The organism is Roseibium sp. AWQ4_254, from assembly GCF_056161025.1.
The window spans coordinates 114324-127759 of sequence record NZ_JBSWYH010000007.1; the positions used below are offsets into that span (position 1 = coordinate 114324).

The 13436-nt window shown below is 59.0% G+C and carries 10 protein-coding genes; 3 read left to right on the forward strand and 7 right to left on the reverse strand.

Features of this window, described 5'->3' with window-relative positions:
- Nucleotides 1–22: 22 nt before the first annotated feature.
- From ACXAIC_RS07230 to ACXAIC_RS07240, 3 genes are all read right to left on the reverse strand, one after another.
- Entirely contained in the window at nucleotides 23–1117 is a 1095-nt protein-coding gene (locus ACXAIC_RS07230; RefSeq protein ID WP_475175184.1) for an efflux RND transporter periplasmic adaptor subunit, read from the reverse strand.
- A gap of 19 nt (nucleotides 1118–1136) precedes the next feature.
- Nucleotides 1137–1694 (reverse strand): TetR/AcrR family transcriptional regulator, encoded by a 558-nt coding sequence (locus ACXAIC_RS07235; RefSeq protein WP_475175187.1) that lies wholly within the window; start codon nucleotides 1692–1694, stop codon nucleotides 1137–1139.
- A gap of 171 nt (nucleotides 1695–1865) precedes the next feature.
- Nucleotides 1866–3509: an EAL domain-containing protein gene (locus tag ACXAIC_RS07240; protein WP_475175189.1), complete on the reverse strand. Its 1644-nt coding sequence runs from the start codon at nucleotides 3507–3509 to the stop codon at nucleotides 1866–1868.
- 153 nt (nucleotides 3510–3662) lie between these two features.
- Between ACXAIC_RS07240 and ACXAIC_RS07245 the strand changes: the two genes are divergently transcribed.
- Both ACXAIC_RS07245 and ACXAIC_RS07250 read left to right on the forward strand, forming a co-directional pair.
- Complete coding sequence (locus ACXAIC_RS07245; RefSeq protein ID WP_475175191.1) at nucleotides 3663–4556, forward strand: sugar kinase; 894 nt, start codon at nucleotides 3663–3665, stop codon at nucleotides 4554–4556.
- Nucleotides 4557–4688: 132 nt separating this feature from the next.
- Nucleotides 4689–5864 (forward strand): hypothetical protein, encoded by a 1176-nt coding sequence (locus ACXAIC_RS07250; RefSeq protein ID WP_475175194.1) that lies wholly within the window; start codon nucleotides 4689–4691, stop codon nucleotides 5862–5864.
- 112 nt (nucleotides 5865–5976) lie between these two features.
- On the opposite strand, the gene ACXAIC_RS07255 is transcribed toward ACXAIC_RS07250, so the two are convergent.
- The 3 genes from ACXAIC_RS07255 to ACXAIC_RS07265 all read right to left on the reverse strand — a co-directional run bounded on the left by ACXAIC_RS07255 (nucleotide 5977) and on the right by ACXAIC_RS07265 (nucleotide 10482).
- The gene (locus ACXAIC_RS07255) at nucleotides 5977–7764 is read right to left on the reverse strand and encodes an ABC transporter ATP-binding protein (RefSeq protein WP_475175196.1); all 1788 of its coding nucleotides are present in this window, start codon (nucleotides 7762–7764) and stop codon (nucleotides 5977–5979) included.
- Nucleotides 7765–7882: 118 nt separating this feature from the next.
- Nucleotides 7883–9664 (reverse strand): aspartate--tRNA ligase, encoded by a 1782-nt coding sequence (aspS, locus tag ACXAIC_RS07260; protein ID WP_475175199.1) that lies wholly within the window; start codon nucleotides 9662–9664, stop codon nucleotides 7883–7885.
- A gap of 191 nt (nucleotides 9665–9855) precedes the next feature.
- Entirely contained in the window at nucleotides 9856–10482 is a 627-nt protein-coding gene (locus ACXAIC_RS07265) for a nucleotide-binding protein (RefSeq protein ID WP_475175202.1), read from the reverse strand.
- A gap of 207 nt (nucleotides 10483–10689) precedes the next feature.
- Between ACXAIC_RS07265 and rnd the strand changes: the two genes are divergently transcribed.
- Entirely contained in the window at nucleotides 10690–11868 is a 1179-nt protein-coding gene (rnd, locus tag ACXAIC_RS07270; protein WP_475175332.1) for a ribonuclease D, read from the forward strand.
- Between the two features lie 46 nt (nucleotides 11869–11914).
- On the opposite strand, the gene ACXAIC_RS07275 is transcribed toward rnd, so the two are convergent.
- The gene (locus ACXAIC_RS07275; RefSeq protein WP_475175205.1) at nucleotides 11915–13435 is read right to left on the reverse strand and encodes a Ppx/GppA phosphatase family protein; all 1521 of its coding nucleotides are present in this window, start codon (nucleotides 13433–13435) and stop codon (nucleotides 11915–11917) included.
- Between the last annotated feature and the right edge of the window lies 1 nt (nucleotide 13436).

Genomic DNA, 13436 nt, shown 5'->3' on the forward strand with positions numbered 1-13436 from the left:
CTTGTAGCTGTCGTAAAGGGGATCAGTGCAAACGCTGAACGACCTGACCGTCGCTCAGATAGGCAACACCTGCGGAAACGATCTCGTCTCCGGCCTTGAGGCCGGATCGCACGGGTATATAGTCTCCCATGATCGTGCCAATCTCGACCGGCTGCTTGGCCACGGCTCCAGTGTCTTCGGAGAATTTCCAGACGTAGGTGCCCCCTTCCCCGTCCACTGCGATCGAAGCGGAAGGAACCAGAAACTGTTCACCGAGCTCAAAGCCCTCGGGCAGGAATTTCACAATCACCGTTGCAGTCATCCCCGGGGACAGCCCTTCAGCTTGCGCACGGGGCATGGCCAGGGTGATCCGGTAGGTCTGCGTCACCTCGTCCACCTGACTGGAGTGTTCGCGGTATTCCAGCGGAAACACCTTGTCGCCATAAGCTGGAAAGCTTGCTTCCGTCGATGCGACATCTGAAGCGGTGACCCTTCCGAACAGCGCTTCGGCAACGTTGATATCGACCTGGACTTCCGACACATCCTGCATGCGCACAATCGGTGTCGCCACGTCGACTGTGGTGAAGTTGTCCACCAGCCGCAGGGAGACGATGCCGTCAAACGGGGCCTCAAGGGTGGTATAGTCCAGGTTCTGGCGCGCCTCTTTCAGATCTTCCACAGCAAGGTCGTAATCGTTCTTCTGCTCGTCATAAGAGGACTGGGAGATCACGGAGCGCTCACGCAAGGTCTCCAGCCGGTCCAGTTCGCGCTTTTCCTGCTCGACCTTAATAGTCGCCTCCCGCACGGCACGGTCATAGTCGGTCGTGTCGAGCTTGGCGATCAGGTCCCCCCGCTTCACGTCCTGGCTCTCCAGCACCGGCAGCTCCACCAGTTTGCCCGCGACCTGGAATGACAGATCAACGGTTTTGACTGCCGCAACCCGCCCGGCAAAGCGCCGTTCGATCAGGCCGATCTGGTCATTTACGGTGAAGATCTTTGCCGGCCGCGGCGCCGCATGCAGTTTGGCTTCCGCCTCTGCCACCGGATCGGTGGCCTCATCCTGGCATGAGGCCAGCAATCCGGCTGTCAGGAAGATCCCAGCCCAACGGGCGGCCACGGTTCTTTGAAATCCACGCATCAGGTTTTCCGTCATATGTTCAATCGTGTTCAAGGCGGCGCCGCAAGTCCTGCAGAACGCCTGCCAATTCGTTTTCGCTGAGAATTGAAACGCTGTGGGCCGTTGTGAAATGAAGACCTTCCAGACCGGCCCAGATGGCCATTGCCCGGTTCACGTCGCTCATTTCCTCGCAAATGGCCTGTTTCAACCGCTTGCGGACCTGCAGGAACGGGTCACTGAGTTCCGGCCGGCTTGCGGTTGTTGCCAGAATGGCCTGGGCAATGTCTCGGCGTGTCTCGAGCCACCGCTCCGTAACATCAATCATGCCGCTTAAGGTCGGGGACTGTGAACCCGTGTTTCTGGCCCTGGCCGACTGGACATCGGCTTCGAACTGGGCCCCGAGAAAACCCACCATCCCGGTGATCAGGGCATCCTTTGTCGGGAAATTGTAGAGCACGCCTCCCTTGGAAAAGCCGCTCTCTTCGGCCACCGCGTCAATTGTCAGACTCGCGGCGCCTTCTCGGCGTATCAGACTGATCGCCGCACTCAGAATTTCAGTTTTGGAATCCTGTTTCGTTCGCGAAGCCTTCGCCGACATCAATTACCGCCCAGTCTGTCCCATCCTGCGCTCCTATACCGTCTGGACGGTACAGTAAAGAACAAAACTTCGGCACCACCTGTTCAAGGCTGTGGCACGAGACCTGATTTTCGTATGTTTTAAAGCCGTCCGGTGAAGACAACCGGCCCGAAAATGGCCAGTCGCGGTCGATTAGGCGGCCGCATCCGCCATGGCCGCTTCGTTGGCGGCCTGTTCTGCAGCGGCGGCTTCTGCGGCAAGCCTTGCGCGTTCCCGCGCTTCTTCTTCCATCCGCTCGGAGAATTCTACGAAGTCTTTCGCAGGCATTGGAGGAGCAAAATAATAGCCCTGGGCGGCGGTGACGCCAAGCTCCAGCAGCCGTTCGATCTGGTCTTCCTGCTCCACGCCCTCGGCGATAATGCCCATGCCCAGATTGTCCGCCAGTTCAACCATGGAATCAACAATCGTGGTGGAACTGTCGTCGGAACCAATCGTGTCGATGAACATCTTGTCGATCTTGATGATATCCACACCGAGCTTCTGCAGATAGGCCATACCGCCATGGCCTGTGCCCACATCGTCCAGCGCAATGCGGACCCCGAGAGCCTGAAGTTCAGACATGATCTTGCGGGCCAGTTCCATGTCCTCAAGCGGGTGGCGCTCGGTGACCTCGACCACGATCTGTTGGAACGAGATTTTGGATTTTTCAAAGATCGTCTTGATATCGGAGACCACCTCCCGATCGAGGAAATGGCCGGCAAAGAGGTTGATCGACAGTTTGAAATCCGGATTGTCGCCATAAAGATCACCGACTTCTTCGCTTGCAAGTCGCATCATGTGCCGGGTCATGTCGAAGATGTGGCCATTGTTTTCCGCATAGGCCATGAACTGCCCGGGCGACACGATCATGCCATTCGGGCGGCGCCAGCGCATCAGCACTTCACAGCCGCGCAGCCGCAGGGTCTCAATATCCATGACAGGCTGGTAATAGGGAATGAATTCGCCATTGCGGATCGCCGCAACAAATTCATCGTTGGCCTCGTTTTCCGGCCGCCAGGAGAACCAGACACCGATGGCCACGAACAGGACCGCAATCCCGACACAGGACGTGGCCGCGACCACTTTCAGGTCCTTGACCACATGAAGTGCTGCGGTTTCCGGCGCCGTAATGGTGGCCACCAGCGGGTAGAGTTCTGAAGGCACATCGACCGACAGAACCCCTTCAGGTTTAGAGCCTTCGGAATTGTACCCGCCCACATGATACCAGAGCAGGTCATTTCCAAGACGCAGCTCCGAGCGGCGGTAGGAGCGCAGATATTCCGGCCCGGGATCCATGGCAATGACCGCCGGGGTGACCTCGGCAAAGATCCTTGTGCCGTCCTTCAGATCCCAGCTGATCACGGCCGCCCTGGCCCCGAGATATTCCCGGTCGAGCATGCCGATGCCGACAAGCGGACCATCGGCGCGCACCGGCGGCAGGACAATCTCTCCCGCCAGTTCCCGGTCCGGAATGATGCACATGCGCTGGCCATCCGCATCCGCCAGACCGATGGCATCGATCATGCCGTTCTCGATAATGAGCTTTTCGTAAATGACCCGGTCTTCGGCGCTGCAGGTCTGCACATCGTCACGGTCCAGGCGCTGCAAGAGCGTCACCGTGGTGCTGATGGCTTCCTCGGCCCGGTGAATGGAAACCTGGCCCATGGCCTCCATTTCGGTCACGGCCCGGCTTTCGGCAAATTGATTGAGGATGACGTTGATGACAAAGAGCGGCGTTGTCGCCAGAACAAGGGCGAGCAATACGGTCTTTGCAAAGCCAACATACCGGAAAGACAAAACGGGGCCTGTTTACCAATTAACGCTTTCTGACCATGGACGATCTGGGTAAACAAGGACTGAAGATGGCAAGGTTTCATCCAGATCAAAGCTAACCGGACCGCGCCGTGACTAGGGTGCAGGAGCGAAGGTCCGGGATGAAGGGAGTTGTTCATGCAGGCGCTGTTTATCGGCCAAGCCTATATCGACGTTACATTTTTGACCGACACCCTGCCGAGCGGCGACGAAAAGACCATTGCCGAGGACTATGCCATCAGTTTTGGCGGCAATGCGGTGACGGCCGCATTCTGCTGCGCCAAACTGGGCTGCCGGCCTGAGCTGCTGTGTTCCCAGGCCGATGACTGGCTGGCCCGCATGTTTCTGGACATGGCCGCTGCCTACGGCATTTCGATCCATGGGCGCAAAGTGCGCGAATCCTCGCTGTCCTTCATCATGCCCAAGAACGGCAAGCGCGCCATTGTCCGCTGCCGCGACAATGAATTCCTGCACCCCTTCCCCCCCCTGACGCTGACCGGAATGCGCGCGCTGCATCTGGACGGCCACATGCCGGACGCCGCCCTGCACTACGCTTCGGCCTGCCGGGATCAGGGCATCCTGACCTCTCTTGATGGTGGAGCCGTGCGTGAGAATACGGACGAATTGCTGGGCCATATCGATGTTGCGGTGGTCTCGGAACGGTTCTGCCAGCAGCTTGGCAAAACCACGGGCGAGACCCTGGCCTATCTCAGATCCAGAAACTGCCCTGTTGGCGCGGTCACGCTCGGCGAACAAGGCACCGTCTGGTATGAGGGCTCCGGACCCGACCGGCTCCTGCCGGCTCTTGATGTGCCTTTGAACAAGGTGCTGGATTCCAACGGGGCTGGCGACGTTTTCCACGGGGCTTACATTGCGTCCTATCTGCACCATCCGGAGCTGGCGTGGGAGGACCATTTCTCCTTTGCCCGCGGAGCATCTACACACGCCATTCAGCACCTGGGCAACGAGGCAAGCCTGCCAAGTCTGGAGGATATCGACCGGGCCCGGCACCGTTTTTCCGAGAAAAACTGACAGGGCTGCCTATATAGTTTTGGACGCCATTGACCGGCTTTGCCACTCGGTGTCCAAAGCACTTGCTTTCACCTTGCCTCCTTCTGCGACATGAAGCAGAGTGAGCGCCCTTAGTCTCCTTGGAGTTCTTAAATGATGTTTTCGCCCGCGCGCAGCACCTTGACCGGACTGGCCACTGCCGTCAGCCTGATTGCCCTACAAACCGGGACGGCCTGGGCATTCGAGCCCACAGGCAATGCGGTTGCCGATGCGTTTCTTGAGGTCCTGGATGCTCAGGAAGGAGTTGTTGAAGGCTATGGCAACGTCTCTGAGTCCGGCGGAGCGGTGACGATTGAAAACCTTGTCCTGACAAACGAAGACGACAAAGACGAAAAAGTCTCGATCGCGTCCACGGTGCTGACAGGTGGCGTAATACTCGCCAATGGCCGTCTCAAACTCGAAAGCCTCGGCGTGTCGGCCCTGAGCCTGACTGCCGATGATGGCGGCATGACACTGGAAAGCCTGGATGTGACGGATCTGGTGCTGCCGTCTCCCAAAGAAGCTGCAGCCAAGGACAAGCCGGCGAACCCTGGCTACCGCACGTTTGATGTGAAGAACATCAAGGTGACGGACGAAGACGGCAAGATTGCCGATATCGCAGCCATTTCCTCCTCCATTGACGCCATGGACGGTGATCTGCCGACGGCGGGCCGCTTCGCCGTCACCGGAGCGACCATTGACGTCAACGAGCTTGAAGCAGATGAAACAAAGACCCTGCGCGAACTCGGCTATGACACCCTTACGATGGATATCGCAGCCTCTGCGACCTGGGATCCGGAGGCGGCAACCATTGTCATTCCGGACCTGAAGATCGATGCCAAAGATGCGGCAAGCCTGTCTCTTGCCCTCACGCTTGGCGGCGTCACCCGCCAGGTCGTGGAAGAACTGGAGAAAAAGTCCCAGAACCCGGAAGACGCCCTCGCCCTTCTCCAGAATGTTTCGATCATCACCGCAAAGATCCGGCTGGAGGACGACACCCTGACCGGACGCATTCTGGATCAGGAAGCCAAGAAGGCCGGTTTGGACACGCCGACTTATGTCGCCAGTCTCACCGGTGCGCTGCCCGCCATGCTGGGTGTGCTGCAGAACAAGGATTTTGAAGGTCAGGTTGCCAAGTCCGTCAGCGACTTCCTGACCACCCCCGGTTCCCTGGAAGTGGCCGCTTCTCCGGCAGCCCCCGTGCCATTCGCCCAGATCATGGGAACCGCGATGTTCGCTCCGCAAATGATCCCGCAGATCCTGTCTGTGGGCATCACCGCCAACCAGTAGGCGGCTTAGAGCATCGTGCGATAAGTCTGCACGATGCTCTATCCTTTCAAAAACAAAAGCCCGGACAAACGCGTCCGGGCTTTTTGCGTTTCGGTCTTAAAACCAGACCGCACTATTCGGCAGCTTCTGTCTTGCTCTGAAACTGAAGTTCGCACAGGCGGCGGTAAATGCCGTCATGCTCAAAAAGCTCATTATGGGTACCGCTTTCAATGACCTTGCCCTGATCCATCACATGGATCATGTGGGCGTGGCGGACGGTGCTCAACCGATGGGCGATCACAAGCGTTGTCCGGCCTTCCATGAGTTTTTCCAGCGCCGTCTGGATCTTGTGTTCCGATTCCGCATCCAGCGCGGAGGTTGCTTCATCCAGCAGCAGGATCGGAGCATCCCGCAGCATGGCCCGCGCAATTGCAATCCTCTGGCGCTGTCCGCCCGACAGGTTGTTGCCCCCCTGCCCAGCCTTTGACGCATAGCCCTGCGGCAAAGCAGAGATAAAGTCATGAGCATTGGCAGCCTTTGCGGCCGCCTCGATTTCGTCCTGGGTGGCGTCGGGTTTGCCGAAGGAAATGTTCTCCTTCAGGCTTAGATTGAAGAGGAAAGAGTCCTGGCCGACATAGGCAATGTTCTCTCTCAACGAGGCTTGGGTCACGCTTTTCAGGTTCTGGCCATCAATCAGAATGTCGCCGGACTGCGGATCATAAAACCGCTCAAGAAGCGCAAAAACCGTCGACTTCCCCGCGCCAGACGCTCCGACAAGGGCCGTCATCCGGCCCGGTTCTGCGGCAAAGCTGGTGCCATGCAACGCCGCGCTCTCGCCATAGGCGAAGGCCACGTCCTGAAACTCGATTGCCCCCTCACCCACAGCGATATCGGTGGCATTCTCCGCATCGCTCAGACCCGGTTTCCGGTCGATCAGATCATACATAATGCGCAATCCCACAATCTGCTTGCCGAGATTGACATTCAGCCGCGCCACCCGGCGGGCCGGATCATAGGCGAGCAACAACGCGGTGATGAAAGAGAACAGCGCACCTGGATCATGACCAAGCTCGATCACCGAGTACCCGCCATAAAAAATCACGCAAGCAATCGCGATGCCGCCTAGTGTATCCATCAGAGGAGACGTGCGAGCGGTCAGGGAGGCAATCTTGTTGGCCTGTTTCTGAACTTCGAGCAGCCCAACATCCATCTTGCCGCGCATGGTCTGTTCCATGCCGAAGGCCTTGACGATGCGAATGCCGAGAATTGTCTCTTGCATGACGGCCCCGACCTTGGCGTTCGAAACCACCTGCCGCTTCACATATTCCTTGACCCGGCGGATCAGAAACGTGACTCCGATAACGGCTGGAGGCATAATCACGATGGCAAACAGGCTCAAAAAAGGGTTCTGGAAAATCATCACGAAGACCAGCGCAAACAGCGTCAGAACATCGCGGCCGAGCGTGGTGATGACCAGATCGAGTGTCGTGCGGGCTGCGCCAACCCCTTGTCCTACCTGGACATTGATCTCCGCAAGGGAGTGTTTGTCAAAGTAGGCCTGATCCTGACGCAGAAGGATATTGAACATCTTCTTCCGCAAATCCCGGATGATCTGGTTGCCCACCCGAGACAAAACAACCACCTGCCCGAAGGTTGCAACCCCTTTGAGAGAGAAGATGACAAGAACGGCGAAGCCGATCAGATAGACCATTTGCCCGTCTTTGTTCACAAAGACTTCGTTGACCACATCTCTCATGATCCAGGCGCTTGCACCTGTCGTTGCGGCGATGATCCCCATGAACACAAAGGCGAGCGCATATTGCGAGATGTATTTCCGGATATTTTCGCTGAACAATCGCTTGATCAGCTGCACCGTTCCCTTCGGATCTGTCCAGGTTTTGGATTTGAACGGATTGCGCACGAGGCGTTCCTTTCCAGGGGCATTTTACCCAATTGACGGCTGAGGCCGGTTGAACCGGCCTCTCGCCAAAAGCACAGAGCTACTCTTAAACGATAGGCGTCCGTAAAGGACCGATATCTTACTCTTCCGGAAGGTTCAGCCGCAAATGCAGCTCCCGCAGCTGAGCGGCGGTCGGCTCACCGGGGGCGCCCATCATCAGGTCTTCTGCCTTTTGGTTCATCGGGAAGAGCATCACTTCACGGATATTGGCTTCATCCGCCAGCAGCATCACCATCCGGTCGATACCGGCCGCGCAGCCACCATGGGGCGGTGCGCCGTACTGGAAGGCATTCACCAGACCGCCAAAGCGTTTGTCGACTTCCTCGGCCGGATAACCGGCGATTTCGAAGGCCTTGTACATGATCTCCGGCTTGTGGTTCCGGATCGCGCCGGACACCAGCTCATGGCCGTTACAGGCCAGATCATATTGCCAGCCGCGCACTTCCAGCGGATCCCCTTCAAGGGCCTCCATCCCGCCCTGGGGCATGGAGAAGGGATTGTGCTCGAAATCGATCTCACCGGTTTCCTCGTCACGTTCATAGATCGGGAAATCGACGATCCAGGCAAATTCGAAGCGGTCCTTGTCCGTATGGCCCAGTTCTTCGCCAATGATCAGCCGCGCCTTGGCCGCCACCGGTTCAAACTGTTTCGGTTTGCCGCCCAGGAAGAAGGCGGCATCGCCAACTTCGAGCCCAAGCTGCACGCGAATGGCTTCCGTGCGCTCCGGCCCGATATTCTTGGCCAGCGGACCGGCCGCTTCCATGGACCCGTCTTCGGCCTTGCGCCAAAAGATATAGCCCATGCCGGGCAGGCCTTCGCCTTGCGCGAACTTGTTCATCCGGTCGCAGAATTTCCGGCTGCCGCCTTTCGGTGCCGGGATCGCCCGGATTTCCGTACCCGGCTGTTCCAGAAGCTTGGCGAAGATGGCAAAGCCGGATCCGGCAAAATGCTCGGAAACAATCTGCATCTTGATCGGGTTTCTCAGGTCCGGCTTGTCCGTACCATACCAAAGCGCAGACTCCTTGTAGGCGATCTGCGGCCATTGCCGGTTCACCGGACGGCCCTTGCCGAACCGCTCAAAACAGCCGGCAATCACCGGCTCGATGGTGTCGAAGATCTCCTGCTGGGTGACGAAGGACATCTCCATATCAAGCTGATAGAAGTCGGTCGGGGACCGATCCGCCCGGGGATCCTCATCGCGGAAACACGGCGCGATCTGGAAATACTTGTCAAAGCCGGAGACCATCAGCAGCTGCTTGAACTGCTGCGGCGCCTGCGGCAGGGCATAGAACTTACCCGGATGCAGACGTGACGGCACCAGGAAGTCCCGGGCTCCTTCCGGAGAAGACGCGGTGATGATCGGGGTCTGAAATTCGTTGAAGCCGATAGACCACATACGGTCTCGCAGATCGCGGACCACATTGGACCGCAATATCATGTTCTCGTGCAACTTCTCCCGGCGCAGGTCGAGGAAGCGGTATTTCAGGCGCACTTCTTCAGGATAGTCCAGATCGCCGAAGACGGGCAGCGGCAGCTCTTTTGCGGCCCCCAGAATTTCCATCTCGCGGATGAAGATCTCGACCTCGCCGGTCGGCAGCTCCGGATTGATGGTCTCGTCCGTGCGCTTCTTCACATTGCCGTCGATGCGGATACACCATTCGGACCGCACCGTTTCAGCCAGGGAAAAGGCCGCCGAATCCGGATCGACCACACATTGGGTCACGCCGTAATGGTCACGCAGATCGATGAACAGCACCCCGCCGTGATCGCGGACCCGATGGACCCAGCCGGAAAGACGGATGGTCTGGCCTTCGTCGGACAGACGGAGATCACCGCACGTGTGACTACGGTAGGGGTGCATTCTGGTTCCTCGGCATTCTTCTTGGCAGGAAAAATTATTTAGGCCCGCCAAAGGCAGGCCGTTTCGGGCTGCACAAGCCATGTTGCGCGGCCAAAGTCAAGGGAGAGGCGCATCGGGAGCGCCCTGCATCCCCTTTCCAATACGGGAACCTTTTCGTGCCTGCGGCGGATTTGGCTGCTGCCCGGGGCTCCTCACGTATCCACAGCCTGCAGCAAGGGGTGCCATTGGCCCCGGATCTCGTGAGAGCGCATGTCGCTGTAGTCGAATATGCCCGACCCAGCCGCCGCATGTTTGGCATAGGCTACCCGGTCGGAGATCCGCGCCAGCACGGGATAGCCTTTCTTTGAAAGCGTCTTTTCCAGGTTCGCGACCTGGGTCGAGCGGGGATTGATGCGGTTGGCAACCACGAAAATATCTGCCTTGCCCTTGCGCACGCGTTTGATTTCGGAGATGCCGTCGAGAAATTTCAGCGTCGCATCCCAGTCGAAAGCAGAGGCAAGCACCGGGACGACAATGTCCGACGCTTCGGCCACCAGAGTTTTGGCCAGTTCCGAGCGCAGGCCGCCAGGCCCATCGATGACGATGGCATCGTGCGACTTGTCCTTGCCGCCAATGGCCTCCTCTTTGGTCCAGTTCAATCCATCGATCCGTGTCAGTGCCTTGGGCCGCCGCTTGACCCAGGACAGGCTTGATTTCTGACGGTCCGCATCTGCCAGCGCCACATCTTCCCCACGAGCAGCAAGAGCAACCGCAAGATTCGTGGCAACCGTGGTCTTGCCGCATCCGCCCTTGGAATTCACCACTAGTATCCTGCGCATTTTCGCTCCCCGATCACCGGCTGTCGTTTCAGGCCCCGTTTCAGGCCTCGTTTCTGGCCCCGTTTCTGGCCCATGGCCGGGGCAACTTGTTTCGCCCCTCAACATAGGCGCACAAAATGCGCTTTTTCAAGAGATCAAAGATCTTAATTTACCATTTCGTGGCGACAAAGCGGCAGAACTCGGGTATAGCTGAACGTCACCATGCATGTGATTACAAAAACAAAAGATCTCGCCTCCGCCTGCGAGCGGCTCGCCGCCAATGATTACGTCACAGTGGACACGGAGTTTCTCCGTGAAACCACCTTCTGGCCCAAGCTCTGCGTCATCCAGATGGCCGGGCCGGATATGGCATTCATCGTCGACGCCCTGTCCGAAGGCCTTGACCTGAGCCCATTCTTCGACCTTATGCGCGACGGCAGTGTGACAAAGGTGTTTCACGCGGCACGGCAGGATATCGAGATCGTCTATCATCTGGGAGAGCTGATTCCCGCGCCCTTGTTCGACACGCAGGTGGCAGCGATGGTCTGCGGCTTTGGCGATTCCATTTCCTATGACCAGCTTATCTACAAAGTCACCGGTGCGCGCATCGACAAATCGTCCCGTTTCACCGACTGGGCGCGGCGGCCGCTGACCAGCAAGCAGCTCGACTATGCGCTGGCGGATGTCACTCATCTGCGGGATGCCTACCAGTTCCTGAAGGCAAATCTTGCAGAACAAGGCCGCAGCCACTGGGTCGAGGACGAAATGCAGGTCCTGACCTCGGTCGGCACCTACCGGGCCGACCCGGACCAGGCCTGGAAACGGCTGAAGCTTCGGGTCCGCAAGCCGGTGGAACTTGCCGTGATGATGGAAGTGGCGGCCTGGCGCGAGCGCGAGGCGCAAGAGCGCAATGTTCCCCGCAGCCGGGTCATCAAGGATGACGCAATCTATGAGCTCGCCGCCCAGCAGCCCCAGGATACTGAAGCGCTCGGACGTATGCGCACCATCCCCCGGGGGTTTGAGCGGTCAAGAGCAGCAGACGACATTCTGAAGGCCGTGCGCCGGGCCCTTGATGTGCCCAAAGGCAAACTGCCCAAACTGCCCAAGGGCCGGCAGGCGCCGGACGGATCGGCAGCGGCGGTTGACCTGCTCAAGGTGCTCCTGAAAATGGTCAGCGAAGCCAACGGGGTTGCCGCCAAGGTGATTGCAACAGTCGATGATCTGGAAAAGATCGCGGCCGATGACACCGCCGATGTGGCCGCTTTGAAAGGCTGGCGCCGGGAGCTCTTCGGAGAACTGGCCCTGCAGCTGAAGCGTGGCGAAGTCGCCCTCGCCTTCCAGGACCGGCAAATCGTGGCCCTGCCGCAAGGCGCCCGCGAAACCGAACCCAAGCAGGCGGCTGAGTAGATCAGCCGCGCCGCGATCCTCCTTCAGGATATCGCAAGCCCACGGCTTATCTGATTCGGATCTGAACCTCGGCCCCGATTGCCTTGGCCAGTTGGCTGGCCCTTTTGCGCAGGCGGTCACCGTCCAGATTGGCCTGTTCTCCGCCCATATCGAATGCCAGGCCGGTGTCCGTGCGGGCAATGCCGACCTTGGGCAGAAGGCCGGATGTTGACGCGCTGAGCAGGGACGCCACCCGCAACGCTGCCCCCAGCACCTTTGCCCGGATGCGCAGGCGGTCAGTGAACAAATGTCGGATCACCTCGGACAGTGCCCCTTCCCTCAGACCCTGATGGCGGTAGAAAACGGCTGCGGCCAGATAGGCGCGGCTGGCGTGATCCAGCCCGACAAAAGACGCATTGGAAATGATGTTGAGGCTTTGCTCGCCCCGGTAGTCGGGATGGGCCCGCCAGCCGATATCCGACAGGAGACAGGCCGCGTGGCGCAGGCGCCGTTCATTGGCCGTTTCTTCAATGTCCAGGGTCCGGAACATGTCATCGGTCCATTGGATCAGCTCATCGGCATGGTCCGGCGACCTGGACCGCAAGATGCACAATTCGCGGGCCGCTTCGATCACCGGATCATGTCTTTGCATTTCGCCGGGCAGCTTTTCATGCAGCAGCCCCTCGCGCACGCCGGTTGCGGAAAAGACCACCCGCTCAGCCTTCATGGCTGTCAACACCTGCTCCAGTACCACGGCCCCGATGGGCACCAGCGGACGGCGCTGCTTGGAAACAACCTCGGCCTGCTCAACCCCCTCCAGGTTGGGCACGGCAATCCTGCGGCAGAAGTCAATCGCCTCTTCAGCGCCGATTTCGTAGTTGTGCATCACATGCAGCGGATATTTGTTCTGCATGAGATGCAGACGGCCGAGGGAACGCCAGGTGCCGCCCACGGCATAAAACGTGCGTTCCCCAAGCGCGAGGTCCGGCCAGTCAAACCCTTTCAGGGCCTCTTCGGTGATCCTGCGAGCCTTGGCGATCTTGCCCTCAGCTTCTTCCGACAGGCGCAAGCCCCCGAGCGGGAACGTCGCCCCGCTGCCCGGTTTCTGGCCTTTGATCTCCACCAGCTCCAGGCTGCCGCCGCCCATATCACCGACAATCCCGCGGGGCTGCCAGAACCCGGCGATCACACCAAGGGCCGAATAATAGGCTTCTTCGCTGCCATCGAGAATCCGCACCGGCGCCTCCAGGAAGCGCTCTACCTCGCGCACAAACTCCGGGCCGTTTTCCGCATCCCGGGCTGCAGCCGTCGCGATGATGTGCAGTTCCTTGCAGCCCGTGTGGTCGATCAGCGCTTTGAACCGCGCCAGCTCGCCCAAAGCCATCGTGACGGATTCCTCCGCCAACCGCCCGGTTGCCGCGATCCCGCGGCCAAGGCCGGCCAGCAGTTTCTCGTTGAACAGCATGGTCGGGGTGCGTGCCTTGCGCTCATAGATGACAAGACGCACCGAATTGGAGCCGATATCGACAACCGCGACAGGTCCGGTTCCATTGAGCCGCCCCCGGGCCGGCTGAAACTGGCTGCTCATC

Bases quoted from the DNA above. Each gene is read 5' to 3' on its own strand.
- aspS (WP_475175199.1), bottom strand. From the start codon at position 9,664: ATGCACCCCTACCGTAGTCACACGTGCGGTGATCTCCGTCTGTCCGAC.
- ACXAIC_RS07235 (WP_475175187.1), bottom strand. From the start codon at position 1,694: ATGTCGGCGAAGGCTTCGCGAACGAAACAGGATTCCAAAACTGAAATT.
- ACXAIC_RS07265 (WP_475175202.1), bottom strand. From the start codon at position 10,482: ATGCGCAGGATACTAGTGGTGAATTCCAAGGGCGGATGCGGCAAGACC.
- ACXAIC_RS07275 (WP_475175205.1), bottom strand. From the start codon at position 13,435: ATGAGCAGCCAGTTTCAGCCGGCCCGGGGGCGGCTCAATGGAACCGGA.
- ACXAIC_RS07250 (WP_475175194.1), top strand. From the start codon at position 4,689: ATGATGTTTTCGCCCGCGCGCAGCACCTTGACCGGACTGGCCACTGCC.
- ACXAIC_RS07230 (WP_475175184.1), bottom strand. From the start codon at position 1,117: ATGCGTGGATTTCAAAGAACCGTGGCCGCCCGTTGGGCTGGGATCTTC.
- ACXAIC_RS07245 (WP_475175191.1), top strand. From the start codon at position 3,663: ATGCAGGCGCTGTTTATCGGCCAAGCCTATATCGACGTTACATTTTTG.